The 13,959-nt window shown below is 63.8% G+C and carries 15 protein-coding genes and 1 tRNA gene; 12 read left to right on the top strand and 4 right to left on the bottom strand.

Features of this window, described 5'->3' with window-relative positions; all coding sequences use genetic code 11:
- Positions 1-49: 49 nt before the first annotated feature.
- The 5 genes from plsX (at position 50) to AQ619_RS09890 (ending at position 3,186) form a co-directional block, all read left to right on the top strand.
- Positions 50-1,123, top strand: coding sequence for a phosphate acyltransferase PlsX (gene plsX / locus AQ619_RS09910; RefSeq protein ID WP_084745896.1), 1,074 nt, complete (start codon positions 50-52; stop codon positions 1,121-1,123).
- On the top strand, positions 1,120-2,097 hold the full coding sequence (locus AQ619_RS09905) for a beta-ketoacyl-ACP synthase III (RefSeq protein WP_062146830.1): 978 nt from the start codon (positions 1,120-1,122) through the stop codon (positions 2,095-2,097). The genes plsX and AQ619_RS09905 overlap by 4 nt, the downstream gene beginning before the upstream one ends.
- 197 nt (positions 2,098-2,294) lie before the next feature.
- Positions 2,295-2,597, top strand: coding sequence for an integration host factor subunit alpha (locus AQ619_RS09900; RefSeq protein ID WP_062146827.1), 303 nt, complete (start codon positions 2,295-2,297; stop codon positions 2,595-2,597).
- 11 nt (positions 2,598-2,608) lie between these two features.
- A complete protein-coding gene (locus tag AQ619_RS09895; protein ID WP_062146825.1) occupies positions 2,609-3,037 on the top strand; it encodes a MerR family transcriptional regulator in 429 nt (142 codons plus the stop codon).
- A gap of 72 nt (positions 3,038-3,109) precedes the next feature.
- Positions 3,110-3,186: transfer RNA gene (locus AQ619_RS09890), tRNA-Pro, on the top strand.
- Positions 3,187-3,257: 71 nt separating this feature from the next.
- Here the strand turns inward: AQ619_RS09890 and AQ619_RS09885 are convergent.
- The gene (locus tag AQ619_RS09885; protein ID WP_062146824.1) at positions 3,258-3,485 is read right to left on the bottom strand and encodes a DUF2842 domain-containing protein; all 228 of its coding nucleotides are present in this window, start codon (positions 3,483-3,485) and stop codon (positions 3,258-3,260) included.
- Positions 3,482-3,736 (bottom strand): GlsB/YeaQ/YmgE family stress response membrane protein, encoded by a 255-nt coding sequence (locus AQ619_RS09880; RefSeq protein ID WP_062146822.1) that lies wholly within the window; start codon positions 3,734-3,736, stop codon positions 3,482-3,484. Before AQ619_RS09880 ends, AQ619_RS09885 begins: the two co-directional genes overlap by 4 nt.
- A 146-nt stretch (positions 3,737-3,882) precedes the next feature.
- Between AQ619_RS09880 and AQ619_RS09875 the strand changes: the two genes are divergently transcribed.
- On the top strand, positions 3,883-4,914 hold the full coding sequence (locus AQ619_RS09875) for a COX15/CtaA family protein (protein ID WP_062146819.1): 1,032 nt from the start codon (positions 3,883-3,885) through the stop codon (positions 4,912-4,914).
- A gap of 46 nt (positions 4,915-4,960) precedes the next feature.
- On the opposite strand, the gene AQ619_RS09870 is transcribed toward AQ619_RS09875, so the two are convergent.
- Complete coding sequence (locus AQ619_RS09870; protein ID WP_062146817.1) at positions 4,961-6,364, bottom strand: alkaline phosphatase PhoX; 1,404 nt, start codon at positions 6,362-6,364, stop codon at positions 4,961-4,963.
- A 234-nt stretch (positions 6,365-6,598) separates the two neighbouring features.
- Here AQ619_RS09870 and rplM point away from each other — a divergent pair, with 234 nt between their 5' ends.
- From rplM to argC, 3 genes are all read left to right on the top strand, one after another.
- A complete protein-coding gene (rplM, locus tag AQ619_RS09865; RefSeq protein WP_062146814.1) occupies positions 6,599-7,072 on the top strand; it encodes a 50S ribosomal protein L13 in 474 nt (157 codons plus the stop codon).
- Positions 7,073-7,075: 3 nt separating this feature from the next.
- Positions 7,076-7,549, top strand: a complete 474-nt coding sequence (gene rpsI / locus AQ619_RS09860) for a 30S ribosomal protein S9 (protein ID WP_062146811.1) — start codon at positions 7,076-7,078, stop codon at positions 7,547-7,549.
- 85 nt (positions 7,550-7,634) lie between these two features.
- Positions 7,635-8,582, top strand: a complete 948-nt coding sequence (argC, locus tag AQ619_RS09855) for an N-acetyl-gamma-glutamyl-phosphate reductase (protein ID WP_062146808.1) — start codon at positions 7,635-7,637, stop codon at positions 8,580-8,582.
- A 163-nt stretch (positions 8,583-8,745) separates the two neighbouring features.
- On the opposite strand, the gene AQ619_RS09850 is transcribed toward argC, so the two are convergent.
- Complete coding sequence (locus tag AQ619_RS09850) at positions 8,746-10,533, bottom strand: class I poly(R)-hydroxyalkanoic acid synthase (RefSeq protein WP_417282001.1); 1,788 nt, start codon at positions 10,531-10,533, stop codon at positions 8,746-8,748.
- A gap of 291 nt (positions 10,534-10,824) precedes the next feature.
- Between AQ619_RS09850 and AQ619_RS09845 the strand changes: the two genes are divergently transcribed.
- The 3 genes from AQ619_RS09845 (at position 10,825) to AQ619_RS09835 (ending at position 13,916) form a co-directional block, all read left to right on the top strand.
- Positions 10,825-11,268: a hypothetical protein gene (locus AQ619_RS09845; protein WP_062146806.1), complete on the top strand. Its 444-nt coding sequence runs from the start codon at positions 10,825-10,827 to the stop codon at positions 11,266-11,268.
- Between the two features lie 109 nt (positions 11,269-11,377).
- Entirely contained in the window at positions 11,378-12,598 is a 1,221-nt protein-coding gene (locus AQ619_RS09840) for an LL-diaminopimelate aminotransferase (protein ID WP_062151515.1), read from the top strand.
- Between the two features lie 28 nt (positions 12,599-12,626).
- A complete protein-coding gene (locus AQ619_RS09835) occupies positions 12,627-13,916 on the top strand; it encodes a homoserine dehydrogenase (RefSeq protein ID WP_062146804.1) in 1,290 nt (429 codons plus the stop codon).
- The last annotated feature ends 43 nt before the right edge of the window (positions 13,917-13,959 follow it).

Genomic DNA, 13,959 nt, shown 5'->3' with positions numbered 1-13,959 from the left:
ACTCTTGCGTGTTAGTCACGTGAGCGTCCCAGGAGCAAAAAGCGTCAACGTGTCCAAGACCATAGTCATTTCGATCGATGCCATGGGTGGCGATCACGGCCCGTCCGTCGTCGTGCCTGGGGTGGCAAGGGCCGCTCAGGCGCTGCCCGGCGTGCGCTTCCTGCTGCATGGTGATGAAGCCAAGCTTGGCGCTGAGCTCGCCAAGGCGCCGGCTGCCAAGGCGGTGAGTGAGATCCGGCACACCGACAAGTGCATCGCCATGGAGGAAAAGCCTGCCCAGGCCATGCGCCGTGGCAAGGGGTCGAGCCTCTGGAATGCCGTCGAATCGCTCCGTGCGGGCGAGGCCCATGCCTGTGTGTCCGCCGGCAACACCGGCGCACTGATGGCGATCTCCAAGTTGATTCTGCGCATGGGGGCCGGCCTGGAGCGCCCGGCCATCGTCGCCAACTGGCCCAACATGAAGGGCGTGACGACCGTCCTCGACGTCGGTGCCAATGTCGAAAGCGACGCGGCCCAGCTGGTCGAGTTCGCCATTATGGGAGCGGCTTATCACCATGCCGTTCACGGCTCCAAGCGACCGACCGTGGGCCTGTTGAACGTCGGCTCGGAAGACCAGAAGGGCCATGAGGAAGTGCGTGAGGCCCACGCCATCCTCCGTGAGACCAAGCTGGACTTCGACTATCAAGGTTTCGTCGAGGGCAATGACATCGCCCTTGGCACCGTCGATGTCGTCGTGACCGACGGCTTCACCGGCAATGTCGCCCTGAAGACGGCCGAAGGTTTGGCGCGGTTTTTCTCGAACGAGATCAAGACGACTCTGACCTCGTCCCCCCTGGCCATGCTGGGCGCGCTGATCGCCTCGAGCGCGCTGGGCAAGATGAAGCAGCGGCTGGATCCGGGCCGGGTGAATGGGGCACCTCTGCTTGGCCTGAACGGCATCGTGGTCAAGAGCCACGGCGGAGCGGACGCGAACGGCTTCTTTTCGGCGATCCGGGTCGCAACGGATTTGGCGCGCAGCGATTTCTCGGCAGAGATCGAGCGCAATCTTCAGCGCCTCACCGCACCTTCGGACAAGGCGGAAGGCGACCCGGTCAGCGCCGTGTCTGATGGAGTGCCTGAGTGACCGTCATTCGCAGCGCTGTAACGGGGATCGGCGCATACCTCCCCCCCAAGATCGTCACCAATGATGACCTGTCTAAATTTGTCGATACCAGCGACGAGTGGATCGTAGAACGTACGGGCATTCGTCAGCGGCATCAGGCGGCTGAAGATCAGGCCGTGTCTGATCTTGCGCTTGAGGCAGCGCGGTCAGCGCTTGAGGCGGCGGGCAGGACTGCGGCTGAGGTCGACCTGATCATCGTCGCCACCACGACGCCCGACCTGACCTTTCCGGCGACGGCGACGATCGTGCAAAGGAAACTGGGCGCGCCGGTCGGCATCGCCTTTGACATTCAGGCCGTTTGTTCGGGTTTCGTCTATGCCCTGAGCGTCGCTGACGGGTTCGTCGCGCGCGGGCACTCCAAATGTGCCCTGGTGATCGGTGCCGAAGCCATGACTCGGCTGATGGACTGGTCCGATCGTGGCACCTGTGTGCTGTTCGGTGACGGGGCCGGTGCTGTGGTCCTCGAACCGCGTGAAGGTCAGGGCACGACCGCCGATCAGGGCCTGCTCAGCTTCGCCCTGCGGGCGGATGGGACCAAGCAGGACTTGTTGTTCGTGGATGGTGGCCCGTCGACTACCGGTACGGTCGGTAAGCTGCGGATGCTGGGCAATCAGGTCTTCAAGCATGCCGTGGTCAATATCTCCGAGGCCATCCGGGCGGCTGCGGGATCAGCCGGAGTCGAGATCGCTGATGTCGACTGGTTCATCCCCCATCAGGCCAACCAGCGGATCCTTCAGGGGGTGGCCCACCGCGTGGGTCTGGATGAGGCCAAGGTTATCTCGACCGTGGCCATCCATGCCAACACATCTGCGGCCTCGATTCCGTTGGCTTTTGCGCATGGCGTTGCCGATGGCCGCATCAAGCCCGGCCAACTGTTGCTGCTGGAAGCCATGGGTGGCGGGCTGACATGGGGTGCCTGTCTCTTGCGCCTCTGACCGCCAGCTGGACAGGCTTGTGATCGAGCGTGAAGTCTCGCCCTTGAGTCTTTGACTTCATGCGATAATCGCGGCATGCAGGCTTGCTCAAACGTCAGCGTTCGCTCAGTAGAGGCGATGTCTGCCGTTTGGGTGGTCCAAGTGTTTTCAATCTGGCACCGTGCATCACGGATCCGCCAAAGCGCGTAGGGGGCGTCATGAAGGGCGCGACATTGACCCGGGCCGACCTCTGCGAGGCTGTCCATGAGGAAGTGGGACTGACCCGACAGGATTGCGCCGGTCTGGTCGAACGTACTCTCGACCTTGTCGCTGAGGCGCTTGAGGGGGGCGAAACCGTCAAACTCTCCGGATTTGGCGTGTTCCAGGTTCGTGACAAGCGCGCCCGCATGGGCCGCAATCCCAAGACCGGGGAGCCCGCCGAGATCGAACCCCGTCGTGTAATCGGTTTCCGCGCCTCACAGGTCATGAAGGCGCGCATCGACCGCGCCCTGGGCGGCTAGGCACGCGCGCGGTGGCGAAGGGACCCAACGCCTTCCGCACGATCTCCGAAGCCGCAGACGAGCTGGGCGTGCCCCAGCATGTGTTGCGCTTCTGGGAAACCAAGTTCTCGTTCATTCGGCCCATGAAACGGGCTGGCGGGCGGCGTTTTTACCGTCCGCAGGATATTGCCGTTCTGAACGGCGTGCGCGTGCTGCTGCACGGCGAAGGCCTGACCATCAAGGGTGTGCAGAAACTGCATCGCGATCAGGGCCTGTCGCATGTGATCGCGGCGGGCCTCGGCTCCAACGGCTCGGCCAATCTCGACGCTGACGTCAGGCACTCCGTTGAAGGCGATGCGAGCCTGGACCTGGCTGGCGAGGCACGCGATCGTCTGACCTTTGCGCTGGGCGATCTGGAGGTCGTCAAGGCGCGCCTGGATGGGCTCCTCAGGCGTCTCTAGACCACATCGAAAATCAGCCGGAATACCGGTTGCAGAGCTCCGGACCGGCGCCTATAAGAGCGCCTCTTCCGTCGGAGCGTGGCGCAGCCTGGTAGCGCACTTGACTGGGGGTCAAGGGGTCGCAGGTTCAAATCCTGTCGCTCCGACCATTTCCTCAGGGGAATAAACGGAAGAACGGAAAGGCCGCCCCAAGGGGCGGCCTTTTTCGGTTCAGGGCCTGTCAGCGGATGACGGGTTTGTCAGCCTTGCCCATCCACGACATCAGAGGCATCAGCGGCAGACCCCAGGCGAGGCCTATGACCGCGAAATAGATCAGATGCACCGCGCGATTGTCGGGCAGGAAGTCATAGAGCGTGGTGGCGATGGCCACATAGACGGCCAGAAAGACCATGATGCCAAGGGTGCCGATCAGCTTCCTCAGGCGGGCCGGAATGATTGGGGCGCTCAAGCGGTTCTCCGGAAAACGAGGCTGAGTACGGCCAGAAAGAGGATGGCTCCGACGCTGGCCACAAGGAGTCCACCCCAGAAGCCGGTGAACGGCAGGGCGAGGCGCTGGGCGATGAAGACGCCGATAAAGGCACCGATGACACCGATCAGCAGCTTGGCGAACAGCGAATGACGATGTCCCAGCACAATATCGGCGATCCAGCCGGCAAATATGCCGATCACCGCTGTGGCGAACACTCCAACACCGCTCATCAGGGCCTCCGTGCCGGACCCGTCGTCCGCGCGGCATCATCGCACGAAAATCCCTTAAGCGTCATCGGTCATGGACGGCAGACTGCAGCGGGAGTACGGGACGGCCGGTCGCATTTCGGCCCAGACTTATCGCTTTGTCCGGTAACATGACGTCATTCCTGCGCTCTGATCGTTCCCGCCCTGTCGCCATCTGGCTGTTCGTCGTGGCGGCGCTGGTTTTCTGCATGGTCGTTGTCGGTGGCGCGACGCGCCTGACCGATTCGGGCCTGTCGATTACCGAGTGGAAGCCGATCATGGGGGCATTGCCTCCGATGTCGGAGGCGGCCTGGCAGGCCAATTTCGAGCTCTACAAGGAAATTCCCCAGTACAAGCTGGTCAATGCGGGCATGAGCCTGGAAGCCTACAAGACTATCTTCTGGTGGGAATGGGGGCACCGGCTCCTGGGCCGTCTGATCGGCGCTGCTTTCGCCATTCCCTTCGCCTTCTTTCTGATCCGCGGCATGATCCCCCGACGCCTGATCTGGCGGTGCGGGGCCCTGCTACTGCTGGGCGGGCTGCAGGGGTTGGTCGGCTGGTGGATGGTCTCGAGTGGGCTGTCCGAGCGGGTCTCCGTCGCGCCCGAGCGGCTGATGACCCATCTGGGCCTGGCCCTGGCGCTGTTCATCTTGCTGGTCTGGACGGCCCTTGATGCCTGGGCTGGTTCGCCCCGTATTGAGGAACGATCACCCTGGCGTGGCTGGGCCATGGCCTTTCTCGGGGCGGTGTTCTTTCAGAGCCTGTTGGGGGCTCTGGTGGCCGGCAATGATGCGGGTCTCGTCTATAACGACTGGCCGCTGATGAATGGCCACTTCTGGCCTGATGCCTATTTGGGCAAGGGGCTTTGGGGCACGCTGGCCCACAGCCAGGGCGCAGTGCAGCTGCACCACAGGCTGGTCGCCTATGGCCTGTTCGCAGCGGGGATCGCCCTTGGTGTGATGACCTACCGTGCGCGCCATCTGCCCCGCGAAGCCAAGGTTGCAGGGCTTGCCGTTGCCGTCGTCGTCGCCCTTCAGGCTGGGCTGGGCGTCTGGACCCTGATGGCCCAGGTGCCGCTGGCCCTCGGCGTCCTGCATCAGGCGGGGGCAGCGGTGCTGCTGGCGGTCGCCACGACCTTTGCCTGGCGCGTGCGGCGGCCCTAGGGCTTATCCCGTCTAGATGGTGCCATCTAAACGGGATGAGCAGTTCCTAGGCCTTCAGGCTCGACCAGGGCCCCGTGATGGCCAGGGTCATGCCTGGCCACTGCACATTGACGAATAGCGTCTGGCCATCCGGCGAGAAGCAGGCCCCGGCGAACTCGGCGTTTCCTCTGAAGACGTTGCGCGCCAGGGTGTAGACCTTGCCAGCCGGCGTCACGCCCCGGATGTGGTTGGGCTTGAGGTCCGAGTAGCGGTCCTCGCAGACCAGGATATGGCCGAGCGGCGAGATCGTGATGTTGTCCGCATAGTCGAGAACGTTCTCGTTCTTGCTCTCGACGAAGAGCTGCAGGCGACCGGGCTGGTCGGTCTCTCCGGCCTGGCCTTCCTGAGCACTGGGGACGTAGCGGAAAATCTGGCCCGCTCCCGCTGCGCCGCCCGAGGTGGCCGTAAAATAGAGTTCGCCCTTGCCCCACCAGAGACCTTCACCTCGTGCGAAGAAGGCAGCGCCCTTGGCGTGCCCGCGCAGGCGCAGGTCATCATAGGGATTGTCGACACCGTCCAGGTCGATCCAGCGCGCCTGGGTCCAGGAACCGGGCTTGAGGTTGTCCTCGCCCTCCTGATTGCGGGTATCGGCATCCTCGGTCACGCCGACCAGGCCGAGGGCCTGGAGTCGGCCTCCTGCCGCGAGGTTGCGGCGATCATTCGGCAGATAGCGATAGAAGAGGCCGTCCTGCAGGTCCTCGGTCATGTAAACGATCCCGGTGCGGGGATCGATACAGGCGGCTTCGTGCTTGAAGCGGCCCATGGCTTTCAGCGGAACGGGATCGACCAGACCCTTGGCGCTGCTGGGAACCTCGAAGACGAAGCCATGATCCTTGCCGACCTCGAGCCCGGCGGACAGGGTCGTCTCCTCGCACGTCAGCCAGGAGCCCCAGGGCGTCACGCCTCCAGCGCAATTAACAGCGGTACCGGCCAGGCTGAGGTGCTGGCTCACCACCTGGCCACTGCGGGGGTCGTAGATCATCGTGGTCGTGCCGCCAGATAGCGGGATGCCGGTATCGCTGAAATCATAGGCGCGGTCCTTGGGCAGGCGGTCCGCCAGACGGGCCCCCAGTCCAAAGGCGCTGTAGTCAAAGGCCAGAGGGCCCAGTTCGTGATTGCGAACCAGGGCGAGTTTGCCGTCGCCGGCGTCGAAACAGCCCATGCCGTCAAAGGCACCAGGAACCAGAAAGCCGTCCGCCATGGTTTCGCCGGCCTGGCTGATGACCCGGTATGAGAAGCCAGCAGGCAGTTCCAGCATGCCCTTGGGGTCCGGCCGCAGCGGTCCGTAGCCTTCAACCTCGTTGATATAGGCATAGTCCTGGGCCTCGTCGCCCTGGGCCCGGGCCTGGAAGGCGGTGAATGCCAGGCTGGTGGCGGCAGAGGCCATGAAGGCGCGACGGGAGAAGGTCATGTCTGGAGACTCCGGGCTATCCACGGCCTATGCCTGCCTTGCATGACGAGGCGATGACGTTCAAGGTTGAGGTATTATGATACCTCACGCAACAAACCCTTATACTGCAAGGGTTTGGCGAGTTTCTGGTGTGCACATTGTTGACAGGTCGCGAACCCTCCTGTACCAGCCGCCCCTCACGCAGACGGAGCCGTTCCTTTGGCCCCTGACGCACAAGGAATACGGATCAATCCCATGCAAAAGACCACGGCTTCCCTGAAGCCCGCCGAGGTCGAGAAGAAGTGGATCGTGGTCGACGCCCAGGACGCCGTTGTCGGTCGTCTGGCGACGTTCATCGCCATGCGTCTTCGCGGCAAGCATCGTCCCGACTACACCCCGAACGTTGACTGCGGCGACTTCGTCGTCGTGATCAACGCCGACAAGGTGAAGTTCACCGGCAAGAAGATGGACGACAAGGTTTACTACCGCCACACCGGTCACCCGGGCGGCGTGAAGTCGACCACCCCGCGCAAGCTGCTGGAAGGCCGCTTCCCGGAGCGCGTCCTCGAAAAGGCCGTCGAGCGCATGCTGCCCAAGGAGAGCCCCCTGGCTCGCAAGCAGCTGACGCACCTGCTCATCTACAACAACGGTGAGCACCCGCACCAAGCGCAGAGCCCGGAAGCGATCGATTTCGCTGCGCGCAACGCCAAAAACACCCGGAGCGCCTAAGTCATGTCTGAAGCTCAAGGCTTTGACGCGCTGGCCAGCCTGTCCAGCAACCCCGAAGCGGCCGCTCCGGCCGTCCAGAAGATCGACGCTCAAGGCCGCGCCTACGCGACCGGCAAGCGCAAGAACGCGATCGCTCGCGTCTGGATCAAGCCCGGCAAGGGCACCATCACCATCAACGGCCGCGACCAGGCGATCTACTTCGCTCGTCCGGTTCTGCGCATGATGATCGCTCAGCCTCTGCAGGTCACCGACCGCGAAGGCCAGTTCGACATCGTCGTCACCGTTGAAGGTTCGGGCCTGTCGGGCCAGGCCGGTGCTGTGCGCCACGGCCTGTCCAAGGCCCTGACCTATTATGAGCCCGCGCTGCGCCCAGTCCTGAAGCCGCACGGCTTCCTGACGCGCGACAGCCGCGTCGTCGAGCGTAAGAAGTACGGCAAGGCCAAGGCCCGCCGCAGCTTCCAGTTCTCGAAGCGCTAAGCGCGGTTCTACGCGTTTGGAAAGGGGCGCTTCGGGCAACCGAAGCGCCCTTTTTCTTGGTCCCTTGTCTGGATTGGAGGTCACGATGGCCCCGAAGGTCTTCATTGATGGCGAAGCTGGCACTACCGGCCTGCAGATCCGCGAACGCCTGATCGGTCGCACAGACCTGCAGCTGATTTCGATCGATCCCGACAAGCGCAAGGACTCCGCTGCCCGCGCCGAGATGCTGAACAGTGCTGACGCGGTGATCCTCTGTTTGCCGGATGAGGCGTCGAAGGAGGCGGTCAGCCTGATCGAGAACCCGTCGGTCAAGGTGATCGATGCATCGACCGCCTTCCGGACAGCCGAAGACTGGGCCTATGGCTTTGCGGAACTCGACCGGCGCCAGCGCAGCAGGATCGCAGCCGCAACCCGAATTTCAAATCCCGGCTGCTACGCGACCGGTGCCATCGCCCTGGCCAGGCCCCTGGTATCGGCCGGTATCCTGCCCGCTGACCTGCCGGTCTCCTTCAACGCCGTCTCCGGCTACACGGGCGGCGGCAAGGCGATGATCGCCGAGTTCGAGGACGAGACGGCGGCCAACTTCACTAAGGTCCCTTATCGGATCTACGCCATGGGCCTGTCGCACAAGCACGTGCCCGAGATCCAGAAGCACAGCGGCCTGCTGACCCGTCCCATCTTCACGCCCGCCGTTGGGCGCTACGCGCAGGGCATGCTGGTCGAGTTGCCCCTGCATCTGGCGACCCTTGATGATGGTCGATCACTGGGTGAGATCCACGCCGCCTTCGCTGCCCACTATAAGGGCGAGCGGTTCGTTCAGGTTGCGTCCCTGGACGAGGCCAAGGGTCTGACGACTCTGGATCCTGAAGGCCTGAACGGCACAAATCGCCTGAAGATCTTTGTGTTTGGCTCTGACACCAGTGGTCAGGCTCGCTTGGTGGCCCTGCTCGACAACCTGGGTAAGGGGGCCTCCGGCGCTGCGGTGCAGAACCTCAACCTGGCCCTGGGTCTCCAAGAAGCCGCAGGGCTGTAATTATCTGCCCAGTGGGGTGGCTGCCGCCAGAGTCCCTTGTTCGCCCCGCTCGGCTATCCCTGACCCTCTATTCCGCGCGGCTCAGGTTTCGAGAGGCCTGCCAGTCTGAAGTTATGCGGTACGGGCCAGACGCGCCCTGGCCCGTACCGCCATCGCCTGACGATCAGGCGTCAGACCGCACGCGCACATAGCTCCCTGGGGCGTCTTCGATCGGCTTGAGTTTGCCCTTGGCCGGGTCGCGGGCCGGGACCAGGGGGCCTGACTTGGCGCGCAGCCACTCGGCCCAGTGCGGCCACCAGGACCCCGGATGTTCCTGCGCTCCGGAAATCCAGCCCTCGACCGAGCCGGGCAGGCTGTCATTGGTCCAGTGCTGGTACTTCTTGGCGTCAGGATGGTTGATCACGCCGGCGATGTGGCCCGAGCCCGCCATGGTGAAGGTGACCGGCCCGCCGAAGGCCCTGGCACCGCGATAGACGCTGCGATAGGGCGCGATATGGTCGTCCTTGGACGACTGGACATAGATCGGTGTCTTGACCTTGGAGAGGTCCAGCTTGACCCCGCCCAGGGTCAGTTCGCCGAGGGCCAGGGCGTTATCCTTGTAGAAGTTGCGCAGGTAGAACATGTGCAGCGACTTGGGCATACGGGTCTGGTCGGCATTCCAGAACAGCAGGTCGAAGGGGCGTGGCTCCTTGCCCATCAGATAGTTGCTGATGAAGAAGGACCAGATCAGGTCATTCCCGCGCAAGGCGTTGAAGGTGTCGGCCATGGACTGGCTGGGCAGGAAGCCGCCCGTTGCATCCATTTGCTGCTCGATCGACTGCAGCCACTCCTCATTGGTGAACAGCAGAAGATCGCCTGCCTCGGCGAAATCCTGTTGGGCCGCAAAGAAGGTGGCCGAATTGATCCGCTCGTCGCCCTTGGCTGCCAGGTGTGCGAGCGCGCAGGAGAGCAGGGTGCCGCCAATGCAGTAGCCTACGGTATTGACCCGATCGACACCCGTCTGGGTCATGACCTGCTGGGTGGCGTCGTAGATGCCTTCAAAAAGGTAGTCCTCGAAGGTCTTGGCCGCGAGCCGGGCGTCAGGATTGACCCATGAGGCGACAAACACCGTAAAGCCCTGGCTGCTCAGCCAGCGGATCATCGAGTTCTCCGGCCGCAGGTCCATGATGTAGAACTTGTTGATCCAGGGCGGGAAGATCAGCAGTGGGATCTCGTGAACCTGATCCGTGGTCGCATCGAACTGCAGAAGCTGCAGGATGTCGTTCTGGTAGATCACCTTTCCGGGAGCCGTGGCGACGTTCTCGCCGACCTTGAACTTCTCCAGGTCCGTCTGGCTGATGGCCAGTTGGCCGCCGCCTCGATCGAGGTCCGCCGCGAAGTTTTCCATGCCCCGCACCAGGCTTTCGCCGTTGGTTTGCATGACTTCACGCAGGGCGGCGGGGTTGGAGATCAGGAAATTCGACGGCGAGAAGGCGTCCGTCAGCATCTTGGTGAAGAACTCGACCCGGCGCTTTGAGGCGGGGTCCACGCCGTCAACCTCGGACACCAGGCCGTTCAGCCAGTTCGAGGTCAGCAGATAGGACTGCTTCATCATGTCGAACATGGGATTTGCGGCCCAGTCAGGATCATTGAAGCGCTTGTCCCCGCTGGCCGGTGCCACGACCGGTTGGGTGTCTTCGCCGGCGGCGCGGCGGGCGGCGGACTGCCAAAGGTCCATGTAGCGGCTGAAGAGGTCTGCCTGGGCCCTCAGCATGAGGTCGGGTTGGGCGGCGAGCCGTGACATGACTTCGTTCATGGCCGGGGCCACGTGGAAGGGATCGGCATTGAGGGCGGCAGGGCGATCGGCCTGTCTCAGGGCCGCTTCGGCTATGGCCCCCTGGGCCGTGACGGCCGCGCGGGCCAGATTGGCCGACAGGGTTTCGAGCATGTTCCGCTGGTCGGGCGACATCATCGCCTCAAAACCCTGAAATTGCGCTGCGCCGGCGGAAGCCGCTGCGGCAAAGGGCGATTCGCGGCCGGGCGTAGCCGCCTCAGGCGGCACCTCCGACGGCTTGGGCTTTGCCGCAGGCTTGGGTTTGGAATCGGCCGGTTTCGCCTTGGCTGCAGAGGCCTTGCGCGGCTTTGCAGGTGTTTTCGCCGTAGCCATGCTGGTTCTTCCCGCTGCTTTTCTCGCCGTTTGGTCAGCGACCTGACGCGCTCGGCCTTTTGTTCGTCGCGATCATCGCATAAGACCGGAGACAAGATGAACGGCGCAACAGGCAAAATCGTACGTCCCGGCGTGCTTATCGCTCTCACGGCACTCGCCGTGTCGGGCTGCGCCTCGCCGTTCAAGACTGCCGCGATCGATCCGACCTCGCCGGTCGCGGAGGCGACCCGTGTTGCGGCCGGCCAAAAGGGCCGCCGTCCGACCTTCGCTGAGATCCCGGCTGTGCCGACTGACGTCCGTGGGCCGGCTCGGATCAAGGCCGTTATTGAGGGCGAGCAGCGCGCTGCCGCCAAGCTGCGCCGCGACGCTGCACCGGAAACCTTCAAGCTCAAAGACACCGAAGCCTATGCTGCTCAGGCGCGGGCGTCGGCCAAGGCACCGGACTTTGCTGCGCCCACCGAGGCTGACCGTGCTGAGACGGAAGCCTTCGCGGCTGCCGCCCGTGGCCGAGCTAGCGCGCCTTCGTCGCAGCCCAAATAGGCCGACGAAGGCATAATCTTCCTTGAACCGGCTTGGCGCGACCCTGTTCGGGGTCTATCCATGCTCGACCTTTGCTCCCGACGCGCCGGAGCGGCGCATTGAGCCAGACATGACCACCGATTTTCACCGTATTCGTCGCCTGCCTCCCTACGTCTTTGAAGAGGTCAACAAGATCAAGGCGCGTCTGCGCGCCGAGGGAACCGACATCATCGACTTTGGCATGGGCAATCCCGACATGCCGACCCCGAAGCACATCGTCGACAAGCTGATCGAAACGGCCCGCGATCCCAAGGCTGGTCGCTACTCCGCCTCCAAGGGCATCCCGGGCCTGCGCCGGGCCATGGCCGGATACTATGACCGCCGCTTTGGCGTGAAGCTGAACCCCGACACCGAGGTGATCTCGACGCTCGGTTCGAAGGAGGGCTTTGCCAACCTCGCCCAAGCCCTGACTGCGCCGGGCGATGTCATTATCTGCCCGAACCCTGCCTATCCGATCCATGCCTTCGGCTTCATCATGGCGGGCGGCGTTATCCGTCACGTGCCCGCCCTGACACCTGAGGATTATCTGTCCAACATCAGTCGGGCGGTGAAGCATTCCGTGCCGCCGCCCAGCGTGCTCATACTGTCCTACCCCTCCAATCCGACGGCCCAGTCGGTGGATCTGGATTTCTACAAGGATGCCGTGGCCCTCGCCAAGAAGCACGACCTGCTGGTGATCAGCGACGTGGCCTATGGCGAGATCTATTTCGAGAATAATCCGCCGCCGTCGATCCTGCAGGTCAACGGGGCCAAGGACATCGCTGTTGAAGTCAATTCGCTGTCCAAGACCTATGCCATGGCCGGCTGGCGCGTGGGCATGGTGGTGGGCAATGCCCGGATCTGTGCCGCCCTGGCCCGGGTGAAGTCCTATCTGGACTATGGGGCCTATACCCCGGTGCAGGTGGCGGCCGCGACGGCGCTCAATGGGCCGCAGGACTGCGTCGACGAGATCCGCGGGATCTACAAGGGCCGGCGCGACGCCCTGGTGTCATCCATGGCGCGCGCGGGCTGGGATATCCCCAATCCCCCAGCCTCGATGTTCGCCTGGGCCAAGATCCCAGAAGCCTATCGCGAAGCCGGCTCCATGGTGTTCTCGAAGCTGCTGATCGAGGAGGCCGGCGTTGCCGTGGCCCCGGGCGTCGGCTTTGGTGAGTACGGCGAGGGCTATGTCCGTATCGGACTGGTCGAAAATGAGCATCGCATTCGGCAGGCGGCCCGGAACGTGAAGAAATTCATCACCAATGCCGACGCCATCCTGGCTAAGCACCATAATTCGGTGGAGCCGGCCTAAGGCCCGGCTTCACGTTTAGGATCCCACGATGACGAACAAAACCTGGCGTGTCGGCGTCGCCGGCCTCGGCACGGTGGGCGGTGGCCTTCTGCAGTTCCTGGCCGACCGACCTGACTTTGCACCGGCCGGAGACCGCGCCGTCGTCACGGCCGTTTCGGCGCGCTCGAAGTCGCGGCCCCGCACGGTCGACATCTCGGGCCTGACCTGGTTCGACGATCCTGTGGCCCTGGCCGGTTCGTCCGACATCGACCTTTTTGTCGAACTGGTCGGTGGTTCGGATGGCCCGGCAAAAGCCGCTGTGGAAACGGCGCTGAAGGCAGGCAAGCCGGTCGTCACGGCCAATAAGGCGCTGATCGCCGAGCACGGCGCCGAACTGGCCGCCCTGGCTGAAGCCCGGGGCGTGCCGCTGATGTTCGAGGCCGCCGTGATGGGGGGGGTGCCCGCCGTCAAGATCATGCGCGAGGCCCTGGTCGGGGACGACATCGATTCCGTGGCCGGCATCCTCAACGGCACGTGCAATTTCATCCTGAGCGAGATGGAAAAGACCGGTCGCTCGTTCGCTGATGTCCTGCGCGAGGCCCAGGCCCTGGGTTATGCCGAGGCTGACCCGACCATGGATGTCGGCGGCTTCGACGCTGGCCACAAGATCAGCATTCTCGCCGCCCTGGCCTTTGGTTGCGCGCCCAATTTCGCCGCCGCCGAGATCGAGGGCATCTCGAATGTCGAGTTGCTGGATATCAAGCTGGCCAAGGATCTTGGCTATCGGATCAAGCTCGTCGCCTCGGCCTCGCGCACGGATCATGGCGTTGCGGTCAAGGTGCATCCGTCCCTGGCCCCGCTGGATCACCCCCTGGCCCAGGCCGGCGGGGCGCTCAATGCGCTGTTCATCGAGGGCCGTCGCGTCGGACGCATCTTCGTGCAGGGCCCGGGAGCTGGGGCGGGACCGACCGCTGCCGCCGTAGCGGCCGACATCGCCGACGTCATGACGGGGGCCGTCCGTCCGGTGTTCCAGGCACCAGCGGGCGAACTCAAGCCCTTCATCGCTGTTGATCCCAGTCGCACCGTGGGCAAGGCCTATCTGCGGATCATGGTCCGGGACGAGCCGGGGGCCATTGCCGCCATCTCGGAAACCCTCGCCGAGTGCGGCGTGTCGATCGACAGCTTCCTGCAGAAGCCTGTCGAAGGAGCGGGTGGGGTCCCGATCGTGCTCGTTACCCATGCGACTCCCGAATCCAATCTGCTGGATGCGATTAGCCGCATCGAAAAGCTGCACGCCGTGCTAGAGCGTCCGCGCCTTTTGCGCGTTGCGCGCATCTGAGAACCGCGAAAAGCGGCCGAGAATTAGCCTTTTTAAGGCTGGG

The sequence above is a fragment of the Caulobacter henricii genome, from assembly GCF_001414055.1.
GTDB classification, from domain to species: Bacteria; Pseudomonadota; Alphaproteobacteria; order Caulobacterales; family Caulobacteraceae; genus Caulobacter; species Caulobacter henricii.
Note: the sequence above shows the minus strand (reverse complement) of the source record. Positions and strands in the feature narration are given on the sequence as shown.

Bases quoted from the DNA above. Each gene is read 5' to 3' on its own strand.
- AQ619_RS09900 (WP_062146827.1), top strand. From the start codon at position 2,295: ATGAAGGGCGCGACATTGACCCGGGCCGACCTCTGCGAGGCTGTCCAT.
- AQ619_RS09880 (WP_062146822.1), bottom strand. From the start codon at position 3,736: ATGAGCGGTGTTGGAGTGTTCGCCACAGCGGTGATCGGCATATTTGCC.
- AQ619_RS09875 (WP_062146819.1), top strand. From the start codon at position 3,883: ATGACGTCATTCCTGCGCTCTGATCGTTCCCGCCCTGTCGCCATCTGG.
- AQ619_RS09870 (WP_062146817.1), bottom strand. From the start codon at position 6,364: ATGACCTTCTCCCGTCGCGCCTTCATGGCCTCTGCCGCCACCAGCCTG.
- rplM (WP_062146814.1), top strand. From the start codon at position 6,599: ATGCAAAAGACCACGGCTTCCCTGAAGCCCGCCGAGGTCGAGAAGAAG.
- rpsI (WP_062146811.1), top strand. From the start codon at position 7,076: ATGTCTGAAGCTCAAGGCTTTGACGCGCTGGCCAGCCTGTCCAGCAAC.
- argC (WP_062146808.1), top strand. From the start codon at position 7,635: ATGGCCCCGAAGGTCTTCATTGATGGCGAAGCTGGCACTACCGGCCTG.
- AQ619_RS09850 (WP_417282001.1), bottom strand. From the start codon at position 10,533: ATGATGTCGCCCGACCAGCGGAACATGCTCGAAACCCTGTCGGCCAAT.
- AQ619_RS09845 (WP_062146806.1), top strand. From the start codon at position 10,825: ATGAACGGCGCAACAGGCAAAATCGTACGTCCCGGCGTGCTTATCGCT.
- AQ619_RS09840 (WP_062151515.1), top strand. From the start codon at position 11,378: ATGACCACCGATTTTCACCGTATTCGTCGCCTGCCTCCCTACGTCTTT.
- AQ619_RS09835 (WP_062146804.1), top strand. From the start codon at position 12,627: ATGACGAACAAAACCTGGCGTGTCGGCGTCGCCGGCCTCGGCACGGTG.